The 20,749-nt window shown below is 72.9% G+C and carries 18 protein-coding genes and 2 pseudogenes; 11 read left to right on the top strand and 9 right to left on the bottom strand.

The genetic code is table 11. The features are described from left to right. Positions 1–379: 379 nt before the first annotated feature. Positions 380–1,309: a zinc-binding dehydrogenase gene (locus tag ACWGB8_RS03685; RefSeq protein WP_452209883.1), complete on the bottom strand. Its 930-nt coding sequence runs from the start codon at positions 1,307–1,309 to the stop codon at positions 380–382. Positions 1,310–1,394: 85 nt separating this feature from the next. Between ACWGB8_RS03685 and ACWGB8_RS03680 the strand changes: the two genes are divergently transcribed. Beyond that, positions 1,395–1,862, top strand: coding sequence for a MarR family winged helix-turn-helix transcriptional regulator (locus tag ACWGB8_RS03680; protein ID WP_452209882.1), 468 nt, complete (start codon positions 1,395–1,397; stop codon positions 1,860–1,862). Between the two features lie 129 nt (positions 1,863–1,991). Here the strand turns inward: ACWGB8_RS03680 and ACWGB8_RS03675 are convergent, their stop codons facing one another. Further along, on the bottom strand, positions 1,992–2,486 hold the full coding sequence (locus ACWGB8_RS03675; protein WP_452209880.1) for a MarR family winged helix-turn-helix transcriptional regulator: 495 nt from the start codon (positions 2,484–2,486) through the stop codon (positions 1,992–1,994). A 76-nt stretch (positions 2,487–2,562) separates the two neighbouring features. Here ACWGB8_RS03675 and ACWGB8_RS03670 point away from each other — a divergent pair, with 76 nt between their 5' ends. Continuing rightward, positions 2,563–3,204, top strand: a complete 642-nt coding sequence (locus ACWGB8_RS03670) for an MBL fold metallo-hydrolase (protein ID WP_452209879.1) — start codon at positions 2,563–2,565, stop codon at positions 3,202–3,204. 121 nt (positions 3,205–3,325) lie between these two features. Here the strand turns inward: ACWGB8_RS03670 and ACWGB8_RS03665 are convergent, their stop codons facing one another. Both ACWGB8_RS03665 and ACWGB8_RS03660 read right to left on the bottom strand, forming a co-directional pair. Continuing rightward, positions 3,326–4,018, bottom strand: coding sequence for a DUF4232 domain-containing protein (locus tag ACWGB8_RS03665; protein WP_452209878.1), 693 nt, complete (start codon positions 4,016–4,018; stop codon positions 3,326–3,328). 578 nt (positions 4,019–4,596) lie between these two features. Then, a complete protein-coding gene (locus tag ACWGB8_RS03660; RefSeq protein WP_452209876.1) occupies positions 4,597–5,289 on the bottom strand; it encodes a GntR family transcriptional regulator in 693 nt (230 codons plus the stop codon). A gap of 316 nt (positions 5,290–5,605) precedes the next feature. On the opposite strand from ACWGB8_RS03660, the gene ACWGB8_RS03655 reads away from it, so the two are divergent. Then, entirely contained in the window at positions 5,606–6,436 is an 831-nt protein-coding gene (locus tag ACWGB8_RS03655; protein WP_452209874.1) for an SCO6745 family protein, read from the top strand. Between the two features lie 382 nt (positions 6,437–6,818). Here ACWGB8_RS03655 and ACWGB8_RS03650 read toward each other — a convergent pair whose 3' ends face one another. Then, positions 6,819–7,265 carry a nitroreductase family deazaflavin-dependent oxidoreductase gene (locus ACWGB8_RS03650; RefSeq protein WP_452209872.1) on the bottom strand — a complete coding sequence of 149 codons (447 nt, stop codon included), beginning with the start codon at positions 7,263–7,265 and terminating at the stop codon, positions 6,819–6,821. A 131-nt stretch (positions 7,266–7,396) separates the two neighbouring features. Here ACWGB8_RS03650 and ACWGB8_RS03645 point away from each other — a divergent pair. Next, a pseudogene (locus ACWGB8_RS03645) lies at positions 7,397–7,548 on the top strand (IS1380 family transposase); the annotation flags it as partial. Between the two features lie 59 nt (positions 7,549–7,607). Here ACWGB8_RS03645 and ACWGB8_RS03640 read toward each other — a convergent pair. The 3 genes and pseudogenes from ACWGB8_RS03640 to ACWGB8_RS03630 form a co-directional block, all read right to left on the bottom strand. Beyond that, positions 7,608–7,811 (bottom strand): annotated as a pseudogene (locus tag ACWGB8_RS03640) (2'-5' RNA ligase family protein); the annotation flags it as partial. Positions 7,812–7,863: 52 nt separating this feature from the next. Then, positions 7,864–8,268 carry an SgcJ/EcaC family oxidoreductase gene (locus ACWGB8_RS03635; protein ID WP_452209870.1) on the bottom strand — a complete coding sequence of 135 codons (405 nt, stop codon included), beginning with the start codon at positions 8,266–8,268 and terminating at the stop codon, positions 7,864–7,866. A gap of 336 nt (positions 8,269–8,604) precedes the next feature. Then, positions 8,605–9,384, bottom strand: a complete 780-nt coding sequence (locus ACWGB8_RS03630) for a metallophosphoesterase family protein (RefSeq protein WP_452209868.1) — start codon at positions 9,382–9,384, stop codon at positions 8,605–8,607. Positions 9,385–9,592: 208 nt separating this feature from the next. On the opposite strand from ACWGB8_RS03630, the gene ACWGB8_RS03625 reads away from it, so the two are divergent. From ACWGB8_RS03625 to ACWGB8_RS03615, 3 genes are all read left to right on the top strand, one after another. Further along, positions 9,593–10,459 carry a HEAT repeat domain-containing protein gene (locus ACWGB8_RS03625; RefSeq protein ID WP_452209866.1) on the top strand — a complete coding sequence of 289 codons (867 nt, stop codon included), beginning with the start codon at positions 9,593–9,595 and terminating at the stop codon, positions 10,457–10,459. Between the two features lie 272 nt (positions 10,460–10,731). Further along, positions 10,732–11,307: a hypothetical protein gene (locus tag ACWGB8_RS03620; protein ID WP_452209865.1), complete on the top strand. Its 576-nt coding sequence runs from the start codon at positions 10,732–10,734 to the stop codon at positions 11,305–11,307. Further along, entirely contained in the window at positions 11,304–14,159 is a 2,856-nt protein-coding gene (locus ACWGB8_RS03615) for a M48 family metalloprotease (protein ID WP_452209863.1), read from the top strand. Before ACWGB8_RS03620 ends, ACWGB8_RS03615 begins: the two co-directional genes overlap by 4 nt. Positions 14,160–14,193: 34 nt before the next feature. Here the strand turns inward: ACWGB8_RS03615 and ACWGB8_RS03610 are convergent, their stop codons facing one another. Next, positions 14,194–15,183 carry a LacI family DNA-binding transcriptional regulator gene (locus tag ACWGB8_RS03610; protein WP_452209905.1) on the bottom strand — a complete coding sequence of 330 codons (990 nt, stop codon included), beginning with the start codon at positions 15,181–15,183 and terminating at the stop codon, positions 14,194–14,196. Positions 15,184–15,469: 286 nt separating this feature from the next. On the opposite strand from ACWGB8_RS03610, the gene ACWGB8_RS03605 reads away from it, so the two are divergent. The 4 genes from ACWGB8_RS03605 (at position 15,470) to ACWGB8_RS03590 (ending at position 20,713) form a co-directional block, all read left to right on the top strand. Next, a complete protein-coding gene (locus ACWGB8_RS03605; RefSeq protein ID WP_452209861.1) occupies positions 15,470–16,768 on the top strand; it encodes an ABC transporter substrate-binding protein in 1,299 nt (432 codons plus the stop codon). Positions 16,769–16,962: 194 nt separating this feature from the next. Further along, positions 16,963–17,967, top strand: coding sequence for a carbohydrate ABC transporter permease (locus ACWGB8_RS03600; protein ID WP_452209859.1), 1,005 nt, complete (start codon positions 16,963–16,965; stop codon positions 17,965–17,967). Beyond that, complete coding sequence (locus ACWGB8_RS03595) at positions 17,964–18,875, top strand: carbohydrate ABC transporter permease (RefSeq protein WP_452209857.1); 912 nt, start codon at positions 17,964–17,966, stop codon at positions 18,873–18,875. Before ACWGB8_RS03600 ends, ACWGB8_RS03595 begins: the two co-directional genes overlap by 4 nt. Continuing rightward, a complete protein-coding gene (locus ACWGB8_RS03590; protein WP_452209855.1) occupies positions 18,872–20,713 on the top strand; it encodes a glycoside hydrolase family 35 protein in 1,842 nt (613 codons plus the stop codon). Before ACWGB8_RS03595 ends, ACWGB8_RS03590 begins: the two co-directional genes overlap by 4 nt. The last annotated feature ends 36 nt before the right edge of the window (positions 20,714–20,749 follow it).

The raw sequence follows: 20,749 nt of genomic DNA, 5'->3' as shown, positions 1-20,749 counted from the left end.
GCTGGGATCCGCGGTCCTCAGCTCGTGGCGGGGAGCCTGTGTGGCGAGGCAGGAGCAACTCCGGTCCGCATGACCGCTTTGAGGTGCTCCTCGGCATGGTGGTCACCAGCGGCTGACCACCGCGGGTGCGGGGAGGGCAACAGGGGCGCACGGTGGGCTGACCCCCGCGCCGGCGGGGGTCAGCCCGGCAGGTCCGCGGTCGTCGAGCGGGCGTCATGGGCCCCGCGTGGACGACTTCTCGTGGAAGGAGACCGCCTCCTCGACCGTGACGATCGTGCGCGGCGGGGTCCGGCACCTGCAGCGGTGGAACTGCAAGCCGAGCAGTGAGCGGCCCTACCCGCTCAACGGAGCTTCGGTCGCCGCTTCCACGCCCTGGGGCTCACGGGACGAGGACGAGGCGTTCGTCGGTCCGGTGGTGGGTCCACTCCTGCGCGATGCGGGCCAGCGGCACGGCGCGCGCCTGGACGTCGATGGCGCCTTCGGTCACCGCGGCGGCCAACTCGGGCAGTTCGGCGATGAAGTCGCGGGGGGAGAGCGATCCGATGCCGCTGCCCACGATCTGCAACCGGGCCGAGCGCAGTGCCGCTGACGGGATCGGGGCCGACTCGCCCGCGATGGAGCCGATCTGGACCCAGGTGAGTGGCGCGGAGCGGTCGGTGCGGGCGGTGAGGATCGGGAGCATGGTGTCTGCGGCGGGCGCGCCCCAGATGAAGTCGAGGACGACGTCGACGTCGGCCGCGGCGGCGATCTCGTCGAAGGTGAGCGTCCGGTCGGCGCCGAGGGCGGGCAGTGCGGTGAGGCGGACGGTGTCGCGGCCGGCGGCGATGACCTGGGCGGCGCCGAACCGCTTGGCGATCTGGACGGCCATGCGTCCCGCGCTGCCGGTGGCGCCGAGGACGAGGACGCGCCGGCCCTCGGGGAAGGCGATGCGGCGGCGCAGGGCGACCCAGGAGGACATGCCCGGGTTCATCGCGGCTGCGATCCGTACGGGGTCCACGTGGTCGGGCAGGACGACGCTTCGGCGCACGTCGATGACGGTGCGCTGGGCGAAGGTGCCGAGGGCCGTGTCGTCCAGGACCGCGTACCGCAGGCGGCCGGAGGAGTCCCGGACGACGCCGTCGACGCCGGGGACCAACGGGAGGACACCGGCGGCGGAGTAGTGGGCGCCGCCGGCCTTGGCCCGGGTCAGGTGGTGCAGGGCTGCCGCGAGGACGTCCACGACGATCTCGTGCTCGCCCCGGGCGACGGGTTCGGGGTGCTCGCCGTAGGCGGGCGGTGCGCCGTGGGCCGTGATGACCGCTGCGTGCATGGGGGCTCCCTGGGCTGTTGGTTTGCATTACCAATCAAAACCAGAGTTGTTGGTAATCCAAACAATGTCAAGTAGGGTGGCGCCCATGGCTCCTGACGACTCTGCCGACGACTCCGCAGAGGCCCTGGTCGACAGCCTGGTCCGCAGTGCCTTCCAGGTCATGGGCGTGCTCACCCGCATCGGTGCCGAGCACGACCTGTCCCTCACCCAGCTGCGCGTGCTCGGCATCCTGCGCGACCGGCGCCCTCGCATGAGCGACCTGGCGGCCTTCCTGGGCCTGGACAAGTCGACCCTCTCCGGCCTCATCGACCGCGCCGAACGGCGCGGACTGCTGGCCCGCCACGCCAGCCCCGAGGACAAGCGCGCCGTCGTCGTCGTGATCACCGACGCCGGACGCGACCTCACCCGGCGCCTGCAGGAAGAAGCGCAGGACGCCCTCGCGCCGGCCATCGACCGGCTCGGAGCGCAGCAACGCCACGAGCTCGCCCGGTTGCTCGAACCCGTCCTCACCCCGCCGCTGCCGCACGCGCCGCGCCCCGCCACCCGGCGCTGAGCAGCCACATGCCGGCCACACGGCAGGTGAGCGGCTTTGACCACGGTTCCGGCGGCGCGGCCGGGCCGACCGCGACGACCCTCCTCCTGGGGAACCGGACCGGGCCGGCGGCACGCCCCGGTCGCACCGTCACCAGGCCCCGGTGACGGGTCCGCGGTCGGTGCGGGGGGCCGCGTCGCCGTCGGCGACCGCCGCGGTGATCCTGTCGATGAGCGCCAGAGCGCGGGCCAACTCGCGGCGCTCACCGTCGTCGAGGGTGTCGGCGAGGGCCCGGGCGAGCACGCCGACACGGTGCCGGCGGTCCTGCTCGATCGCGTCCTTCCCCGCGGCGGTGAGGGTGAGGACCTTCTTGCGCGCGTCGGACGGATCGTCGCGCGTGGCGAGGTAGCCGGCTCCGGCGAGCTCCTTGACGGTCGCGGCCATCGTCTGGTGCCGCACGCCGCGGCTCGCCGCCAGCTCGGCGGTGGTCAGTGCCCCGCGAAGATCGAGCAGGTCCAGCACCGCGGACGGGATGGGCGCGAGCCGGTCGGCCGAGCGGGTGGCGCGGACCAGGGCGCCCACCGACGCCCGCAGGTCGGTGGCGAGCCGGTCGGGTGCGGGTTCCTCAACAGGCGAGTTGTCCATGGCGCCAGCCTAGCGGATATACAGGTTGTACTGTACAGGCATCCCTGTATATCAACGCGAGAGAGAGGCGCCGACAGTGCGACTGACCAAGCACGCCCACGCCTGCGTCACCCTGACCAAGGACGACGCCCGGATCGTCATCGACCCCGGAACGTTCACACCCGACGCAGCCGACGCGGTCGCTGCCGCCACCGCCGTCCTGATCACCCACGAACACTTCGACCACTTCGACGACGACCTGATCGCCCGGGCCCTGGAAACCCGGCCCGAGCTGCGGGTGTTCGGACCGCCGACGGTGGTGGAACGCTGGTCGGCCCGGCGGGGCCAGGTCGGCGCGGTCAGGGCCGGCGACCTCGTCACCGTCTCCGGCTTCGACGTCGCGGTCTTCGGCGACCTGCACGCCGCGATCCACCGCGACATCCCCCGCGTGACGAACGTCGGCTACCTCGTCGACGGCCGCCTCTACCACCCCGGCGACGCCTACCACGTCCCGGACGCCGCGGTCGAGACGCTGCTGCTGCCTACCAGCGGGCCCTGGACCAGTCTCGGCGGTGCGGTGGACTACGTCCGCGACATCGCGCCGCAACGCCTGATCCAGATCCACGAAGTGATGCTCAGCCGGATCGGACAGGAATCGGCGGCGCGGTTCCTGAGCCCGCAGATGCTGAGCCCGGTGCCCCTGACGATCGTTCCGGTCGGCGAGGAGGTCACCGTCTGAGAAGGACGCCGGAGCTGACGTATGTGCGGTCACCGAGCCGGCTGCGATGCCCCGCGCATCGCGCACCGCGCGGGTACGGGGGCGGGGCGGTCCGGGCCCGCGGGTGGCGGGGTGCCTGTGGTCACTGGCCGCCCTGGCCGGCGCTTCCCATCGGGCCGATCTTCACCGGGGATCCGCTGCCGTCCGTGACGGGCAGCGAGCCGGTGCCCGGCCAGGGCAGGGTGACCGACTGGGTCTCGTCCGGCGGGGTCACCACCAGGCCGGTGGCCCGGACGCCGGAGCCGCCCGAGGTGTTGGCGCGGTAGCTGATGCCGAAGTACGTCGACTTGCCGTTCGCCACGACACCCGTGACGACCGGTTCGCCGGAGCGCTTCGCTGACAGCGTGCCCGCGGAGGTCTTCAGGTCGACGCCCGCGTACCCGGAGAGCGTGCAGTCCTTGCCGCTGTGGTTCTTCAGCTCGACCACGACGGTGTTCTCGGCGTCGCCGGTGATGGTGTGGTCCGCGGCGGTGATGGTCAGGTCCGCGGTCCGGCACTTGGGGGTCTTCCCGGCCCCGGTGGAGCCGGCCGGAGCGGCGGTGGTGGGCGGCGTACTGCCCTTCCCCGGGGCGCTGGAGGCCGGTGCCGCGGAGGCCGGCGCCCCGGAGGTCGGCGCCGCGGCGGTCGGTGCGCCGCCGGCGGAGGCGCCGGTGGAAGCCGTCGGGGCGGCGGTCGGGGCGCCCTGTGCGGTGCCGGCCTCGCCGTCCTCGCAGGCGGCGAGCGAGAGGGCGGCGGCGACGGCCAGGGTGGCGACGGCGAGCTTGCGAACGCGCATGGTGTTCTCCTCCGGGTGGGGCAGCGGTGCCTGGTGCTCGGTGCGAGCGGGTTTCCGAAGACCAGGACCGCCCGTCCGGACGAACCGTTCCGCCCGATCGGGCCTCAGGACAGTCCTGTGACATGTACGGCTGCGAACCACCCGCGCCATCGACGCCGCCCTGGGCCGCATCCCGCCGCCGACCTGCCCGTATGTCCGTTCGACCTGCCGCGCCGCGCACTGCCGCCGCCGTCGCCGACCACCGGGACAGACCCGTGACCCTGATGACCTTGACCACGGACCACGGGACCGCGAAGGCATACGGCGCTGGTTTCGGCTGTCGGCCCGTCAACTACCATCGGTGATGGTGGCTTTGTCGGTCGGAGGAGCCGATCCACGGCCGCCGGGTGCTGGTGAAGGCAGCCCGGCCCCGCCCCGGTGGGGCGCCCGAGCACACCGACGGCGACGGGTCCCACAACTCCGAGCGCACCGGAGCAAGCGGATCGGTACGCGGACACCCCGGCGGACGGCGGGATACCCGGAGGCCGGGCGGATCGGGCGGTTGAGGTCGGCTGTGCCCCACGGCGAATCGGTGCGGGTCAGATCGAGGTGCCCGTGGCCGGAGAGAGGGCAGCTGCGGTGCGGCTCAGGTGTCGGACCAGCGCGTCGGAGGCGGCGTCCGGGTCGCGGGCGAGGGCGGCCTGCTCCAGTTCTCCGTGTTCGTCGGGAGCCGAGCGGTCCGGGGTGTGGTGGCTGGCCAGGCGGCGGGCCACCTCGCTCGCCGTCCACAGCCGGTCGAAGGTCTCCAGCAGGATGGAGTTTCCGCAGCCCTCCAGCAGCGCGCGGTGGAAGCCATGGTGGGCCTCGGCCCAGGCGTCGCTGTAGTACTCGTTCTGTCCGGGGTCGAATTCCGGGGTTCGCGCCAGCCTGTGGTGCGCGGCGCGCACCCGAGTCTCCCATTCGAGGTCGCCGCGCTCGATCGCCATGCGCAGCATGTCAGGTTCGATGGTCAAGCGGGCTTCGGTGAGCTGCTGCCAGCGGCGGTCGGAGGGGGCCGGTGCGGCGAAGCCGCGGTTGGGCAGCCGGGTGGCGAGTCCCTCCCCGACCAGTCGCACCAGGGCTTCCCGCATCACGGCCAGGCTGACGCCCTGCTGCTTCGCCAACTCCTGCGGCTTGAGGGGATCCCCAGGACCGAACACCCCGTGCAGGACGTCCTTGCGAAGCCGGTCGTAAACCCGTTCGGAAAGCATCTGCTTGCCCGCCCGGGCAGGGTCATCGGTCGTCTGCGTCACGGCCACAGTCTAACTGGACCCAGAATAATCGATTATCGCTGCTATGATCTATCATCTGAGCCTGCCCCAGGGGGAGGGGGACACCCGATGAGCGACAACGACCGTTCGCCCGCCTGCCCGGGGCGGCGAACGCCGCACCGCCCGCCGGCCACGGCCCGCACCGCCACGTCGTCGTGGTGCTCGCGCCGGGCCCCGAACGCACCGGCCTCCCGGCCGAATCCGCGCCGGCGCACCCGGGCGCCACGATGTCCGGCCACGCCCTCGGCCGGGCGGTGCGGGCCGCCACCACCGAACCCCCGAGCTGAGAGCCGTACACATGAACATCACCGCTGTCCGCGAGATCAGCCTCGCCGTCAACGCGGCCCACCGGTTCATCTACCTCGTCCCGGAATCCGCCCGGCAGGCCGCCGATCTCGGCGTGACCGACCGCGCTCCGGCCTACTTCGCGTTCCGATCGGCACCCATGGGCGCGGTCGTGTGGCAGGTCACTCTCGCGACCTTCTACAACTTCAGCCCCCGGGCGGTGCGATCGATGACAGGCGTATGGGACGCCGCGCCGCCCGGGCGGTGGCAGGCCGCCCGCTACACGGCCGCCGAGCACGCGCTACGACGCGCCGGGGTGAGCCTGACGGACCATCAGATCGCTGAGGCGCGATCGCTGATCGACCCCGTTGTCACCGCCGCCGACTACGCCGGCAAACCACTGGCCGCGGCCAACGCATCCGTCCCACTGCCATCCGACCCGCTGACCGCGCTGTGGCAGCAGGTCACCGTGCTGCGCGAGTGGCGCGGAGACGCGCATCTCGTCGTCCTCGCCGACAACCGCCTCGGACCGTGCGACTGCAACGTCCTCCACACCGCCACCGGCCGGCTCCCGGCGCCGATCGTGCGCGCCACCCGCCAATGGGACGACGAGGAATGGGCCGCCGCCACCGAACGCCTCGTCACCCGCGGCTGGCTGGAGACCGACGGGACCGCGACCGACGAAGGCGCCGCGGCTCGCGAGCGGATCGAGGTCGAGACCGACGAACACTGCGCCGGGCTCTGGGAGCCGATCGGCGCTCCCGGCGCCCGCCGCCTGGCCGAGCTCCTCAAGCCCATCGACGAGGCGTTCACAGCGGCGGGGACGTACGCGCAACTGGGCTGATCACGATCCCTCCGGGAGCAGCGAGCGCCATGGCGATCACACGCGCACCCACGCCCGCACCGTGGCGGGGCGGGGTGGGGCGTTCGACCCGGCCGGTCGGCGCCTTCGTCGTGTCGAACCCGATCGATGACGGCTACGGCTGGGAGCTGTGGGCGGCCGCCGCACGGATCCGAGTGCGGAGCCCGCCGGCACCCGCTGGGACGTCCGCGACGAGGCGGAGGCAGTCGATCGGCTCCCGGGGCTGAGCAGGTTGTTCCCGGTCGACCACGCGCACTGATCCCCGGCAGGCCCCGGTCCTGGGCCGGCGGATAGGGTCCGGGTAGCCCCGGAGTGCCCGCCTGCCCTCGTCCTCGGGGGCAGCCGGGCAGCGGCGCGGCGGGGCCTACCCGCGCGCGGACTCCAGCACGAAGACGGGGATCACACGGGCGGTCCTTCGCTGATAGTCGGCGTACGGCGGATACGCGGCGACCGCGCGCTCCCACCACTCGGACTTCTCGGTCCCGACGATCTCACGGGCCGTCATGTCCACGCGTACGGGTCCGTCCTGGAGCTCCACGTACGGGTGGGACTTGACGTTGAAGTACCAGAGCGGGTGACGGGGGAAGCCGCCGTTCGAGGCCACGGCCGCGTACCGCCCCTCGTGCTCCACTCGCATCAACGGGCTCTTGCGGATCTTGCCGCTCTTGGCGCCGAGTGTCGTGAGGATGACGACGGGCAGGCCCGTGTCCCAGAGCGTCAATCCCCGCGTGCCGCCCGAACTCTCGTACAGCTCGACCTGCTCGCGCACCCACTGCACCGGATTCGGCGCGTACTCGCCCTCAAGAGGCATCGCATTCACCCCATCGTCACGTCATGAAGTGTGGTGCCCGACAGGCGGTCAGCTGCAAACCCAAGTGCCCACGACCAGCACCAATGAGGATTGAGGCCCATCTTCCGACTCCTGTCGGAGGCACCTCCCGGATGAGGAAGCATAACGTGCGCCACCCGCTTGTTCGCGTCCGAAGTGGTGGCCGTTCGGTGGTGTCGCAGGCCGGGGCGGTGCTGCTGGTCGGGACGGTCAGCAAGCGGACGTGGCGCCCTGGCGCGAGCCGCGGGCGGTGCACGACCCGGGCGACCCGAGGGGTACGACGGCGAAGGTCTCCCACTCGTACATCTGCCGGTCGCGGCCGAGCACGATCAGCTCCGCGGAGGTGATCCGTGCGGTGGCGGGGTAGAAGGTGACGCTCGCCAGCGCCTCGGTGGCAGGGCCGGCGGGGCCGGCGGCGTTGCTGTAGGCGACGGAGACGTGAGGGCGGAAGCCGTCGGCCGGCTCGGGGACCTCCGGCCAGACGTCGGCGACGGCCGCGCGCACGGCGGAGCGGACGGCGGACGCGGCCTCGGTCCGGTGATCTGGGGACGGGGTTGTCGGTCGATCCGGCCGGAATCGGTCAGTCGGCGGCGACCCCGGTGTTCTGGCAGGCGGTCAGCAGCCAGCGGCCGTCGTCCTGCTTGGTCATCACGTACAGCGGGGCGCCCTCGCTCTCGGCGCCCGGGCTCAGGTAGAGCTGGCGGACCTTGACCGCCGCGACGTCGGGGCGGAGGAAGAAGACGTGGATCACCTCGTAGGTGACCTTGCCGTCCCAGTCGTCCGCGGGGAGGACCTTGCGGGTGAACTCGGAGATCGCGTCGAGGCCGAGGAGGACCTTGCCGCCGCCCGTCGTCCAGATCGCGTCGGGGTGGAAGAGTGCGAGGAACTCATCGGCGTCCTTGTGCTGCTGGGAGTGCTCGACGGTGGCCACGACCTGGTGGATCGCTTCGAGGTCGGCCGCGCGGGCCGTGGATTCGGTGTTCATGCGGACCATGGTGTGACTTGAAGTGCGGTTGAGGTCAAGGGGGATCGACCGCTCACTCCTCGGCTTCGATCAGCTGGCGGCCTGTTCCTCAGCGACGGTCGCGGTCGATGTCGACGAGCATCCCCTGACGGAGGTCGTGGCCGCCGGTCCAGGCGTCGTTCCTCGGAGAAGGTGACGGCTGCGACGCCGGCGGCCGGGTGATCGGTCCTCCTTGAGGCCCGGATTCTGAGCTGCAGACGGCGCCTGCTCGCGGGGCCCCGGTGCCACCGCCCTCATCCATGCCCCCGCCCATGCCCGCACCTGTGCAGCACGGGTCCGGTCACCCGGACGGAGACGTCACGCCGAGGGCCGGACCGATGGCACTCCCTCGTCGCCGGCGATGTCCTCGACCAGCACGAGCCGTCCGTCGGGATCCCGCTCGACAGCGGCGAAGGCGGGTGCTCCGGAGCGGATGTGGTCGAGGCAGACGACCTGGGTCGGCCCGATGACCGCGCGGTGCCGGTGGTGCATGTGGCCGCAGAAGTGCCACCGCGGGCGGAGGCGCTCGGCCAAGGCCCGCAGCTCGGGACGACCGACCGGAGACCCCCGGTGCGGGCCGGACACCCCGGCGGGCCAGTCGTGCGTCAGGAGGATGTCGACCTGGCCCGCACGGCGTGCGGCCCGGGCCACCTGCGCGACCTCCTCCCCGGTGTAGTAGGTGCGCTCCCTGACCGATTCGCGGCGCGCTCCGGGAACGCCGGTGATGCGGGGCGAGTGGATGCCGGACAGGAACGCCACGCGCAGGCCCGCCACCTCGGCGACGCCGGCGCGGCCGAGGAAGTGCACGCCGTCGCTCCACCGGCCCGGGCCCGCATCGTCCAGCGCGGGCCAGGGTTCGTGGTTGCCGCCGATGAAGTACAGCGGAGCCCCCAGATCGAGCAGCCCTTCCTGGACCAGCGGGAAGTCGCCGACCTTGCGGTACTTCGCGGGCCCGTGCACCCCGGCCGCGTCCGCCTCGTCGCGATTCGCCTCGACGTCGCCGACGGCGAGGATCGCATCCACCGGTCCACGTGCCCGACGGACGGCCGCCACCCGTTCGGCGAGCAGCTCGAACTCACCGTGGACATCCCCGGCCACCAGAACCCGAACCGGCCCGGCGGCCCGACTGCGCCTGTGCTTCACGACCCGTTCCCTCCCGAGGCGGCTCGTCCGAAGCTACGCAGAGCCCGGTGCCGGCCGCCACCCGTTTACGTCCGAGCGGCATGCCGCCACGGGGGGTCGGGACCGACGGCACCTGGATATGCTCCGTCGAGCCATGCCCGTCCTCCCGATCCGGTGGTGTCCCGTGGAACTGACCGAGGCCGAGATCGATGCCCTTGCCGCCCGCTGGATGTGCGGGGACGACACGGCCTACGAACCGCTGGCGGCCTCGGGGCCGCAGAGCCTTCGCCGGCTGCTCGCCACCCTCCTGGGCGAGGAAGGGCCGACCCGAGCCCGGCTGGTCGGCGTCCCCCGGACCCGGGAGTCGGCCGAGCGGCTGTCCGATCTCAGGGGCCGGCTCGCCGCCGCATTCCCGGACGCCCTGTTCGAGGAGATCGCCCGTGACCGGCGGCTGGAGTCGGCCGTTCTGTGGTTGTTGCAGGGCGTCGCCGACCCGCGCGGGGTGGCCGTCGCCGAGCGGGGACTGCGCAGCCCGCGCGCCATCGTCCGATGGGAGGCGCTGCACGCCCTCGCCCGCCTGGGCTGCGGCGACCACACCGAGGCCGTGGTGGCCCTGCTGGACGACGAGCGGTTGCGGGTGGCGGCGTACGAGACGCTGGCTCTGATCGGCGACGCCCGGGCCGTCGGCCCGCTCCTGGCGAGGCTCTCCTCGTCCGACGAGTGGACCGCACGATGGGCCGCCCGCACACTGGAACGGATCGAGTGCAGGCTGGGCGGCCCGTCGGCACCCCCGGTCTGGCGCGAACTCCCGCAGGTGAACGTGACGTTGGAGGCGGAGCACGCGGGCATGCGGGTGATCGAGGTGCTCGTCGAGCCGGGCTGCGCCGTCGCGGACGGGGCCGTGCTGGCCGTCGTGGAGAACGAGGCCTTCGGCCATGACCTCGTTGCGCCGGTGGTCGGCACGGTCGTCGCCGTCCTGGTCACAGCCGGAGACCGTGCGGTCCCCGGCCGAACGGCCTTCCGCCTGCAGGCGCGCCGCCGCATCGGTTGACCCACGGCGGGCAGGTGGTCGTCCTTCCGTGTCTGTGCGGCGTCAGCCCCGCAGCTTCGGAGCTTGCCCGTCGGTCATGACCGGTGCGCACGGGTGTCGGCCTCTACAACTGGAGCTACTGACCACGCACCTTCGACGGCGGCTCGCTTCGATACGGACCGATCTGTGGATGACCAGCGGGGGTCGGGGGTAAGTTGCGTACGTGCGAACGTAGTTGACGATCACTCCGTGCTCGGGGGCAGCAGGTGGCCGGATCGGTTCGGGACGTTGTCGTGGATGTGGTGACGCGGCTGGCGCCGGAGGAACTCCCCCTGCTCCGGGGGTTGGACGGGTTGTCCTCCGACGAGGTGGTGGCGCTGTTCGGGCGCCGGCAGCGGGGTGAGCCGCTGGGGTTCGGACTGGCGGAGGCGGTCGCCCTGGCCACGCCGGTGGTGTGGATGGCGGTGGACGAGGCGTGCCGGGCCGCGATCGGTGCGGGGGTGGTACGCGCGGGCGGCGGTCTGGGGCGGCTGTGGCGCCGCCGGCGTGCACGGCCCGCGGCGGAGCCGCCCGTACCGCCGCTGGACGAGCGGCAGTTGGCGGCTGTCCACGCGCGGGTGCGGACCGGTGCCCGTGAGGCCGGGTTCGACGGGGCGGCCGCCGACGCGCTCGCGGACTGCGTGGTGGCCCGGCTGGCCATGGACAACGGCCCGGCCGAGGCGCCGACCGCTCACCCGCCCGCACCCGCGCGACCGCCCGTACCCGCGCGACCGCCCGTACCCCCCGTACCTCCCGCGCTCCCGACCGCCGCTGCGGCGGAGCCCGGCTCCGGAACCGTCGCCCCGCGCCCCTCGGATCCCCCGGCGTGAGCACCCCCGCCACGCCGCCGGTGCCACCGCTCCCGCCGGTACCGCCGCTCCCGCCGGTACCACCGCTCCCGCGACAGCCGCCGCTGCCGCCCGTCCCCCCGCGGGTCCTCGATCTGCGGGTACTTCCGTCCGGAACCACGCTGCGGTTCGGCCTGCTGCTGGTGTCCATGGTCGCCGCCGGCCACCACATGCTGACGACCCTGCTGGAGCTGGTCCGCAAGGGCAGAGCGGTGGAGTACGCCTGCAACCTGGCCTCCGGGTTCGACCCGGACGGGGACTTCCTGTCGCAGCCGGGCGGCCCGGCGACGAACCCGGCACTGCGCGCCTGTCTGGCCGCCGCTCCGGACGACCCGCGCTGGCCGGTGCCCGCCGCGACGGCGCTGGTGCTGGTCGCGGCCGCAGCGCTGTACCTGCTGCTGCCCCGCTGGCGTCGGCGCTCGCGCCGGTTGGTGCCCGTGGACGAGGAGCTACGGGCGGAGCTGCTGCGCCTGGCGCAGGTGGCGGGGCTGCCGGTGGCACCGGAGTTCGTGGTGGATCCGGGTCGGCTCGGCTCGGGAGCGGTGGTCTTCGGCCACGCGCGGCGGCGCACCCTGTGCCTGTACGCGGGCCTGCTGGTGACCCGGCGGAGCGACCCGGCCGGGTTCCGGGCGGTGGTTCTCCACGAGTTCGCGCACATCCGCAACCGGGATGTGGACCTGGGGTACGCGGTGACCGCGTTGTGGCGGGTGTTCGGCCTGCTGGTGGCGCTGCCGTTCGTGGTGGTGGTCGGCGGGTCTCTGGTGGGCGCGGAGTTCGGGCTCTTCGTGGGCGCCGACCGGGTGTTCTGGCCGGCTGCTCGGCCGTCCCTGGTGAAGCAGACGGCCACCGCGCTGGGAATGGCGCTCCTGGTGGTGCTGGCCCGCGCCGACACGCTGCGCCACCGGGAGTTGTACGCGGACGCGGACGCCGTCGCCCTCGGCGCCGACCGGCGGGTGTGGGAGGTCCGCGACCCGGTGGGCCCGGCAGCGCGGCTCGGCCGGCTCTGGCGTTCGCACCCGACGTGGGCGCAGCGGCGTCGGGCGCTGGACGATCCGGCGGCGCTGTTCACCCTGGCTCCGTTGCAGACGTTCCTGGTGGGGGCGGCCGGGATCGCCATCGTCCTGTTGCTGCCGCGGTTCGCCGGCGGGGCGGGCGGGGTGTGGCCGGCCGCGCTGCCGACGGGGCTGGTTCTCGGGGTGGCTGCGTGGCGGTCGGCGGTGTACGCGGCGCACCGGGGAGCGGCCGCTGCGGAGGGGCTGCGGGCGGGACTGTGGCTCGGTGCGGGCCTGGTGGTCGGCGAGCTGGTCGTGGACCTCACCGTCGGTGGCGGCCGGTGGGTTCCGGAGCAGCCGTTCGTCCTGCTCGTGCTGCCGCTCGGTGCATTGGCGTACGTTCCGTGGCTGGTGCAGTGCGCCCGTCTGGGGTTGGGCCGCGGGCGGGTGGCCACGGCGGTCGCGCTGGCGGGGGCGGTGCTGGTCGCTGCGGCCGGGCTGGCCTGGTGGTCGGGTGGCGGTCATCTGTACGCCGCCGGGGACTTCATGGGCCGGGAGGTGATGCGGCAGTTCATCGTCGAGGGGTTCCCCGGCGGGTGGGAGCGGCACCGGGGAGAGCTGGAGTGGATCGCCGCGGTGATGCCGCGGCTCGGTGTGGACGGGAACACCGCGTCCTTCGTGGCGGCGGCGGGGGCGCTGTGGGGGCTGCCGTACGTCCTGTGGCTGGTCGGCGATCACCGGGGGCTCGGGCGGGCGCTGCGCTGCGGGCTGCTGGGCGGCGCCGTGTGCGTGGTCGGGGTGCTGGTGGTCAAGGCGGCGGTCTTCGCGGGCCGGCCTGCTCTGGACGGGCGCGGGGGCGGGTTCGCGCTGCGGTACGTGTCGTGGCTGACGGTGGCGATCTGGGCCGGGGTCGTGGCCACGGCGGTGGTGACGGCGCTCGTGTTCCGGCGGCTCTGGCTGGTCGGGGCGTTGGTGGCGGCGGGGGTCGCGCAGGCGTGCGGGCTGGCGGCGGTGTTCGTGCTGATGTCGGTGGACGGGTGCCTCGGGCCGTTGCGGACCATGGGCGACAGTTGCAGGTGGTTGCCGGAGGGCAGCTGGCCGGTGGTGCAGGTGCTGGCCGGGCCGGTGCTGCCGGCGCTGTTCGGTGCGGCGATGGCTGCGGCGCTGGTGCGGTTGCCGCTCGCACTCGGTCGGCGGGGCGGCGGTTTCGCGCCGGCCGGGAGGGCGGCGCGGTCCGGTGCCCGGCGGGCCGTGCTCGTCGGTACGCTCGTCGGGGCGTTGGCGCTCGGGCCCGCCGCGGTGCAGTCGCTGCCGTCGGGTTCGGGGGGCGGTCTCGTCCCCGCGGCCCAGCGTCCGGCCGACGCCCGGTCCGAGAAGGTCCGGGTCTTCCAGTTGCTGATGTGGTACCGGGTGGGCGGGAAGCAGGACATCCTGGCGCTCGTCGAGGGGTACCAGGCCTTCGGTGCCGAGGTCCGGGAGCTCCAGCGGGCGGCGGCGGAGCGCCCGGGCGAGCCGGTGCGGTTCGACGGGCGCCGGTTCGCCGCGGTCTGCACGTCGCTCCACCGCGCCGCCGAGACCGCCCTGGGCCATCTCCACATCCCCGACTCGGGTCTGGACGGTCGGTGGTGGGCGGCGTTGGAGCAGACCCGCCGGGCCGGCCGTCGCTGTGCGCAGGCCATGGACCCCGACCACGAGAGCGGGCCGGGCGAGACCGACGGCGTCCTGGAGGAGGTCGTCGGTGGGCTCCAGCCCGCCATGGAGGCCATCGCGCCGGTTCTGGAGCGGATACGGACCGATGGGCCGCGGTACTGGCCCGAGTTCGTCCGCATCACCGATCCGTAGCGGCCGGGGCCGGGTCGGGTGCGCGGCGGCGGTGTCAGCGGCCGGGGGCCGGGGCCGTGCTGGCGCGCACGATGAGGCGCGGTTCGACCGTGCGCGGTTCGGGGAGGGCGCCGGGTGCCTCGATCTGGCGCAGCAGGTGGGTCACCGCGAGGGCTCCCATCTGCTGGAACGGCTGGGCGATGGTGGTGAGCGAGGGCGAGCAGTACTCGGCGAGTTCGATGTCGTCGAATCCGACGACGGAGATGTCGTGCGGTACGCGCCGTCCTGCCTCGTGGAGGGCCCTGATGACCCCGAAGGCCATTTCGTCGCTCGCCACGAACACCGCGGTGACGTCGGGGATCCGGGCGAGCACGAGCCCGTTGCGGTAGCCGGAGGCGGGTGACCAGTCGCCTTCCAGCGGCGGCGGTACGGAGCGTCCCGCCGCTCGGAGTGCGGACTGCCAGCCGTCGCGGCGGTGGGCCGATTCGAGCCACTCGGCGGGGCCGGCGATGTGCCAGACCGTCTCGTGTCCGAGGTCCAGCAGGTGCTGGGTGGCGATGGCGGCGGCCCGGGTCTGGTCGATGGCCAGGACCTCGGTCGCGTCGGTGCGCGATCCGTCGATGGTGACGGTCGGGGTGGCCCGGGTGAACTGCTCGATCCGCTTGCTGGTGTGGATCAGGGGGACCGAGAGGATGATCCCCTCCACTCCCTGGTCGGCGAGGCGGGAGAACGCGTTCTCGATGGCGAAGGTGTCCAGCGAGGTGGTGGTGGCGGTGTTGACGGCGTAGCCCGCCTCGTGGGCTGCGTTCTCGATGCCGGAGGTGACGGCGGCCCAGGAGTAGAAGCTGGTCTGGAGGGTGATGACGCCGATGGTGCGGCTGCGGCCCGAGGAGAGCATCCGGGCGGCGTTGTTGCGCCGGTAGCCGAGTTGGTCGACGGCGGCCAGGACCTTCGCACGCGTCTTCTCCTGCACGTTGGGGTGTCCGGCGAGGGCGCGCGAGACGGTCTGCGCGGACACCCCGGCCACCCGTGCGACGTCCGCCATGCCCGGTGGTCGCGCTCCGCTGTTGGTGCCACTGAGGTTCACCTGAGGCCCCCTTCTTCCGTTCGAACCGTTCGACCACCCAATGATATCGCCCACACGGCCACTCACGTGCAGGTTCCCCGAGTAGGCGGCCAGTTCGTCGCAACCATTGGCATCGATAACATTCTCTGCCATAGTTTCGCCCATCGACACGCGCCGGCCGCGATACCCCCACCGGGTGCCGCGCCGGACATGCGGCCCCCCGTGCAGGACGCCCCCGCGCCTGCCACGGCACTCAGGAGGAGCTGTGAAGCGTAGTTTCATCCGCCGAGCGAGAGTGGTGGGAGCGTGCGCCCTCGCCCTGGCGGCGACCGGCTGCTCCGTATCGGAACCTGGATCCGACACCGGCCCGAGCGGTAAGGCATCGATAACATTCTGGGGCTGGGCCCCGGGCTACGAGGACGCCGTCCGGGCGTTCAACGCCGGCCACCCCGACATCGAGGTCACCTACCAGACGGTGCAGCCCGGAGCGAAGGGCGGCTACCAGAAGGTGCTCAACGCGGTGAAGGCCGGCAACGCCCCCTGTCTGGCCCAGGTCGGGTACGAGACGATGCCCAGCTTCGCCGCCCAGGGCGCCCTGGCGGACGTGTCCGCGCACGCCGCCTCCGCCGCGAAGGAGTACCAGCCCGCCGCCTGGAACGCCGTGACCCTCGCCGGCGCCGTCCACGGCGCACCGGTGGACACCGGCCCGATGGCTCTCTTCTACAACAAGAGCCTCTTCGACTCCCTCGGCCTGCAACCCCCCACCACCTGGGCGGAATACCGCGCAGCGGGGGAGCGGATCCACGCCTCCGACCCCAAGCGGTTCCTCTCCTCGCCCTACCTGGACTACGACTACGCCGGCCTCGCCTGGCAGGCGGGCGCCCACTGGTTCCGCGTCGAGAAGGACTCCTGGAAGCTCACCATGGACTCCGCCGAGAACAGGAAGGTCGCCGACTACTGGCAGGGCCTCACCGACGCCGGTCTGATCAGCAGCGCCCCCATGTACGACCAGGCCTGGTACACGGGCCTGGGCGAGGGGAACATCGCCACGGTCGTCGGCGCGGTGTGGCAGGCCGGCATCATCAAGGGCGGCGCCAAGGCGGGAGCCGGCCAGTGGGCCGTCGCCCCCATGCCGCAGTGGGACAAGGGCGACAACAAGGCGGGCAACGCCGGGGGATCGGCCACCGCCGTCCTCAAGGGCTGCAAGAACACCGCGGCCGCCTGGACGTTCGCCCACTGGCTGGGCACCGACAAGGACGCCTTCAGCACGCTGATCGACAAGGCATCGCTCTACCCGGCCGCGAACGCCCTCCTCCAACTGCCGCAACTGAAGGCCGACCCCTACTTCGGCGGCCAGCAGATCTACGACGTCTTCGCCGCCGCCACCCCCAACGTCGACCCCGGCTGGACCTGGGGCCCGCTGATGACCGCCACCACCGCGGACCTCAACGACGGCCTCGGCAAGGCATGGACGGGCAAGGGAACGATCGCCCAGGCCCTGAGCCACGCGCAGGACGCCGTCCGGACCGAGATGCTCAAGCAGGGCCTGGCGGTCGCCCCGTAGGGCAGGACCGGGATCCGTCCGACGCAGCACCGGATCCGGTCCGACGCAGCACCGGGCGGGGAGCCCGCGGACCCCGCCCGGCGCCCTCGCCCCCGGACCCCGGCAGCCCCCGGACCCGACCGCCGCCCAGGCATCCGCCTCGCCGTACCGACGACGCCGCCGCCCCGACGACGGCCACCGTGAGGAATCCACCCGTGACCCGTGCCCCCGCCGCGCACCCGGCCCCCGGCCGACGCCGGGCAGCCGCCGCCGCACCCGGCCGAACACCCGCCCCGCCCCGCCGAACTCCCCCCGCCTCCCGCCGAACACCCGCCTCCCGCCGCCCGCGACGCCTGGGCCCGCTGCTCTTCTGCGCCCCCTTCGCCGTGCTGTTCGCGGCCGTGTACATCGCGCCCATCCTCTACGCGGCCCGCAGCAGCCTCTTCACCGTCCGCCGCTCCGGCCTGGGGCTGACCGCCCCGACCGAGGTCTTCGCCCCGCTCGACAACTACACCCGCGCGCTGCAGGACTCCGCCTTCACCGCCTCCCTCGGCCGCGTCGCCCTCTTCGGCGTCGTCCAGGTGCCCGTCATGCTGGCCCTCGCACTCGCCCTGGCCCTCCTCATCGACTCCGACTCGGCCCGCGGCCGCGGCTTCTTCCGGCTCACCAGCTTCGTCCCCTACGCGATCCCCGGCGTCAGCGCCGCGCTGGTGTGGTCCTTCATGTACTCCTCGACCTCCAGCCCGCTCAACCGGCTGCTCGAACCGCTCGCCGTCACCGTCCCGTTCTTCGACGACGACGTGGTGCTGTGGTCCGTGGCCAACATCGTCACCTGGAGCTGGGCCGGCTACAACATGATCATCATCTACGCGGCCCTGCAGTCCATCCCCGCCGAAGTCCTGGAAGCCGCCCGCATGGACGGAGCCTCCGCCCTGCGGATCGCCTGGAGCATCAAGATCCCCGCCGTCCGCGGCGCCCTCGTCCTCACCACCGTCTTCTCCATCATCGGGTCGGCCCAGCTGTACAACGAGCCGGCCGTCCTCCAACCCGTCTCCGCCGGCTCCATCTCCTCCGCCTTCACCCCCCTGATGTCCGCCCAGAACGCCGTCGCCGCCGGCAACTACCCCTACGCCGCCGCTCAGTCCGTCCTTCTCGCCGCCGCCGTGGGCGCCGTCTCCCTCGCCTTCTTCACCCTGACCCGCCGAGGAGACCGCACATGACCGCGGTGCACCCCGCGCCCGCCCCCGCGTCTGCCCCCGCCCCCGCGACCCCGCCCACCCGGACCGGAGCGCCCCGCAGGACCGGCGCGACGAGCCGCGTCACCGTACTCGCCCTGCTGGGCCTGTCCGCGTTCTACTTCCTCGTCCCCCTGTGGTGGCTGCTGGTCGCCGCGACCAAGCCCTTCGGCGAGCAGTTCAGCGGCAACGGCCTGTGGTTCGACGGCTTCGACCTGTTCGGCAACATCGCCCGCCTCAGCAGCCAGGACGACGGCATCTTCTGGCGCTGGATGCTCAACAGCATCCTGTACTGCGGCGTCGGGGCGCTCATCGGCACCGTCCTGTCCGCCCTCACCGGCTACGCCCTGGCCAAGTACGACTTCCCCGGCCGCCGGGCGCTGTTCACCCTCGTCCTGGCCGCCGTACTCGTGCCCAAGGTGCTGTTCACCCTGCCGCTGTACCTGATGTTCTCGGGCGTCCAGCTGATCGACAACCCGCTCGCGGTCCTGCTGCCGAGCGTCGTCAGCCCCTTCGGCGTCTACCTCGCGCGGGTCTTCGCCGAGCAGAGCGTGCCCGACGAGGTCCTCGAAGCCGGCCGCCTCGACGGCGCGGGGGAGTTCCGCATCTTCCGCACGATCGCGGCCCGCATGATGCTCCCCGCCCTGGTCACCATCTTCCTCTTCCAGTTCGTCGAGATCTGGAACAACTACCTGCTCCCCGCCATGGTGCTGGGCGACGACCGGCTCCAGCCGGTCACGGTCGGGCTCGTCGGCTGGAACGCCAGCCACGTCGCGGTGCCCCCGCCGCTGGTCGTCATCGGATCCCTGGTGTCCGTGGCCCCACTTCTGATCGCCTTCCTCGCCCTCCAGCGCTACTGGCGCGCGGGCATGACCGCCGGAGCCGTCAAATGACCCGCCACCGAGGTGCGACCACCGCGCCCACCGACACAGCTCTTCGTACCCCTCCCGAACGCCCCGCACTGACCTGGGCCGACGGGCAACTCCTGCGCCACGGCCGCAACCACCGGATCCTGGCAGGCTCCCTGCACTACTTCCGCGTCCACCCCGAACAGTGGCAGGACCGCCTCCGACGCATCGCCGCCCTCGGGCTCAACACCGTCGACACCTACGTACCGTGGAACTTCCACGAACCCCGCCGCGGCGAGATCGGCTTCGACGGCCGGCGCGACCTGCCGCGCTTCCTGCAACTCGCCCAGGAGAGCGGCCTCGACGTCATCGTCCGCCCCGGCCCCTACATCTGCGCCGAATGGGACAACGGCGGCCTGCCCGCCTGGCTGACCGGCCGCCCCGGCATGCGCGTCCGCACCAGCCACCCCGACTTCCTCGACGAGACGGCCCGCTGGTTCGACACGCTGATCCCGCTCGTCGCCGCCCGGCAGTGGGCCCACGGCGGCCCCGTCGTCGCCGTACAGATCGAGAACGAGTACGGCAGCTACGGCGACGACCACACCTACCTGCGATGGCTGTGCGACGCCCTCCTCGACCGCGGCATCGGCGAGTTGCTGTTCACCGCGGACGGCCCCACCGAGCTGATGCTCGACGGCGGCAGCCTCCCGGACCGACTGGCCGGCGCCACCTTCGGCTCCCGACCCGACCAGGCCGCCGCCCTGCTGCGCTCCCGCCGCGCCGGCGAGCCCTTCCTGTGCGCCGAGTTCTGGAACGGCTGGTTCGACCACTGGGGCGAGCGGCACCACGTACGCTCCCCCGGGAGCGCCGCGAAGGACGTCCAGGGCATCCTCGACCACGGAGGCTCGCTCAGCCTCTACATGGCGCACGGCGGCACCAACTTCGGCCTGTGGGCCGGCGCCAACCACGACGGAACGAAGCTCCAGCCGACGATCACCAGCTACGACTCCGACGCCCCCGTCGCCGAACACGGCGCGCTCACCCCCAAGTTCCACGCACTGCGCGCCACGCTCGCCCCGTACACCACCCGCCCCCTCCCGCCCCTGCCCGAGGACCCGCCACTCCTCAAGCCGGCCACCCTCCCCGTCCGGCCCAGGTCCGGCCTGCTGGACGCGCTGCGCTCGACGGCCACCCCCCGGCACGCCCCCGGCCCGCTGAGCTTCGAGGAACTCGGTCTGGCCTCCGGCCTCCTGCTCTACACCGCACACCCGGTCGTCCCGCCCGGCTCCCACGAGGTGACGGTCACCGGTCTCCACGACCGCGCCCAGGTGTTCGTCGACGGCGCCCCCGTCACCGTCCTCGACCGCCCCACCGGCTCCTTCACCGTCACCGGCCGGGGTGCGGCGATCCGGCTCGACCTGCTCGTCGAGAACCAGGGACGCATCAACTACGGTCCGCTGCTCGGCCAGGGCAAGGGCATCCTCGGCGGAGTGCGCGTGGAGCGGCGGCTCGTCCACGGCTGGTCCATGTCCGCCCTGCCCCTCGACCGCTGGACCACCGAGGACCTCCACCGCGCCGCCGAAGCGTCCGCGCCGACCGGCGGCAGCGGCATCGCCACCGCGCGCCTGCACGTCGAGGAGCCCGCCGACACCTTCCTGCGCCTGCCCGGCTTCGGCAAGGGCTTCGTCTGGGTCAACGACGAACTCCTCGGGCGCTACTGGGAGGTGGGCCCGCAGACGACCCTGTACGTACCCGGGCCGCTGCTGCACGCGGGCGACAACCTCCTGACGATCCTGGAACTCGACCACTTCGGCCCGCACGTCGAACTCACGGACGCGCCCGAACTCGGGCCGTGCGAGGAGTACATCGAGACGTTCGACTGACCGGTCGAACCGCCACCGCCACCGCGACCACCACCG

This window comes from Kitasatospora sp. NPDC054939 (assembly GCF_053610105.1).
Note: the sequence above shows the minus strand (reverse complement) of the source record. Positions and strands in the feature narration are given on the sequence as shown.

Bases quoted from the DNA above. Each gene is read 5' to 3' on its own strand.
- ACWGB8_RS03685 (WP_452209883.1), bottom strand. From the start codon at position 1,309: ATGCACGCAGCGGTCATCACGGCCCACGGCGCACCGCCCGCCTACGGC.
- ACWGB8_RS03680 (WP_452209882.1), top strand. From the start codon at position 1,395: ATGGCTCCTGACGACTCTGCCGACGACTCCGCAGAGGCCCTGGTCGAC.
- ACWGB8_RS03675 (WP_452209880.1), bottom strand. From the start codon at position 2,486: ATGGACAACTCGCCTGTTGAGGAACCCGCACCCGACCGGCTCGCCACC.
- ACWGB8_RS03665 (WP_452209878.1), bottom strand. From the start codon at position 4,018: ATGCGCGTTCGCAAGCTCGCCGTCGCCACCCTGGCCGTCGCCGCCGCC.
- ACWGB8_RS03655 (WP_452209874.1), top strand. From the start codon at position 5,606: ATGAACATCACCGCTGTCCGCGAGATCAGCCTCGCCGTCAACGCGGCC.
- ACWGB8_RS03650 (WP_452209872.1), bottom strand. From the start codon at position 7,265: ATGCCTCTTGAGGGCGAGTACGCGCCGAATCCGGTGCAGTGGGTGCGC.
- ACWGB8_RS03635 (WP_452209870.1), bottom strand. From the start codon at position 8,268: ATGAACACCGAATCCACGGCCCGCGCGGCCGACCTCGAAGCGATCCAC.
- ACWGB8_RS03610 (WP_452209905.1), bottom strand. From the start codon at position 15,183: ATGGCGGACGTCGCACGGGTGGCCGGGGTGTCCGCGCAGACCGTCTCG.
- ACWGB8_RS03595 (WP_452209857.1), top strand. From the start codon at position 17,964: ATGACCGCGGTGCACCCCGCGCCCGCCCCCGCGTCTGCCCCCGCCCCC.
- ACWGB8_RS03590 (WP_452209855.1), top strand. From the start codon at position 18,872: ATGACCCGCCACCGAGGTGCGACCACCGCGCCCACCGACACAGCTCTT.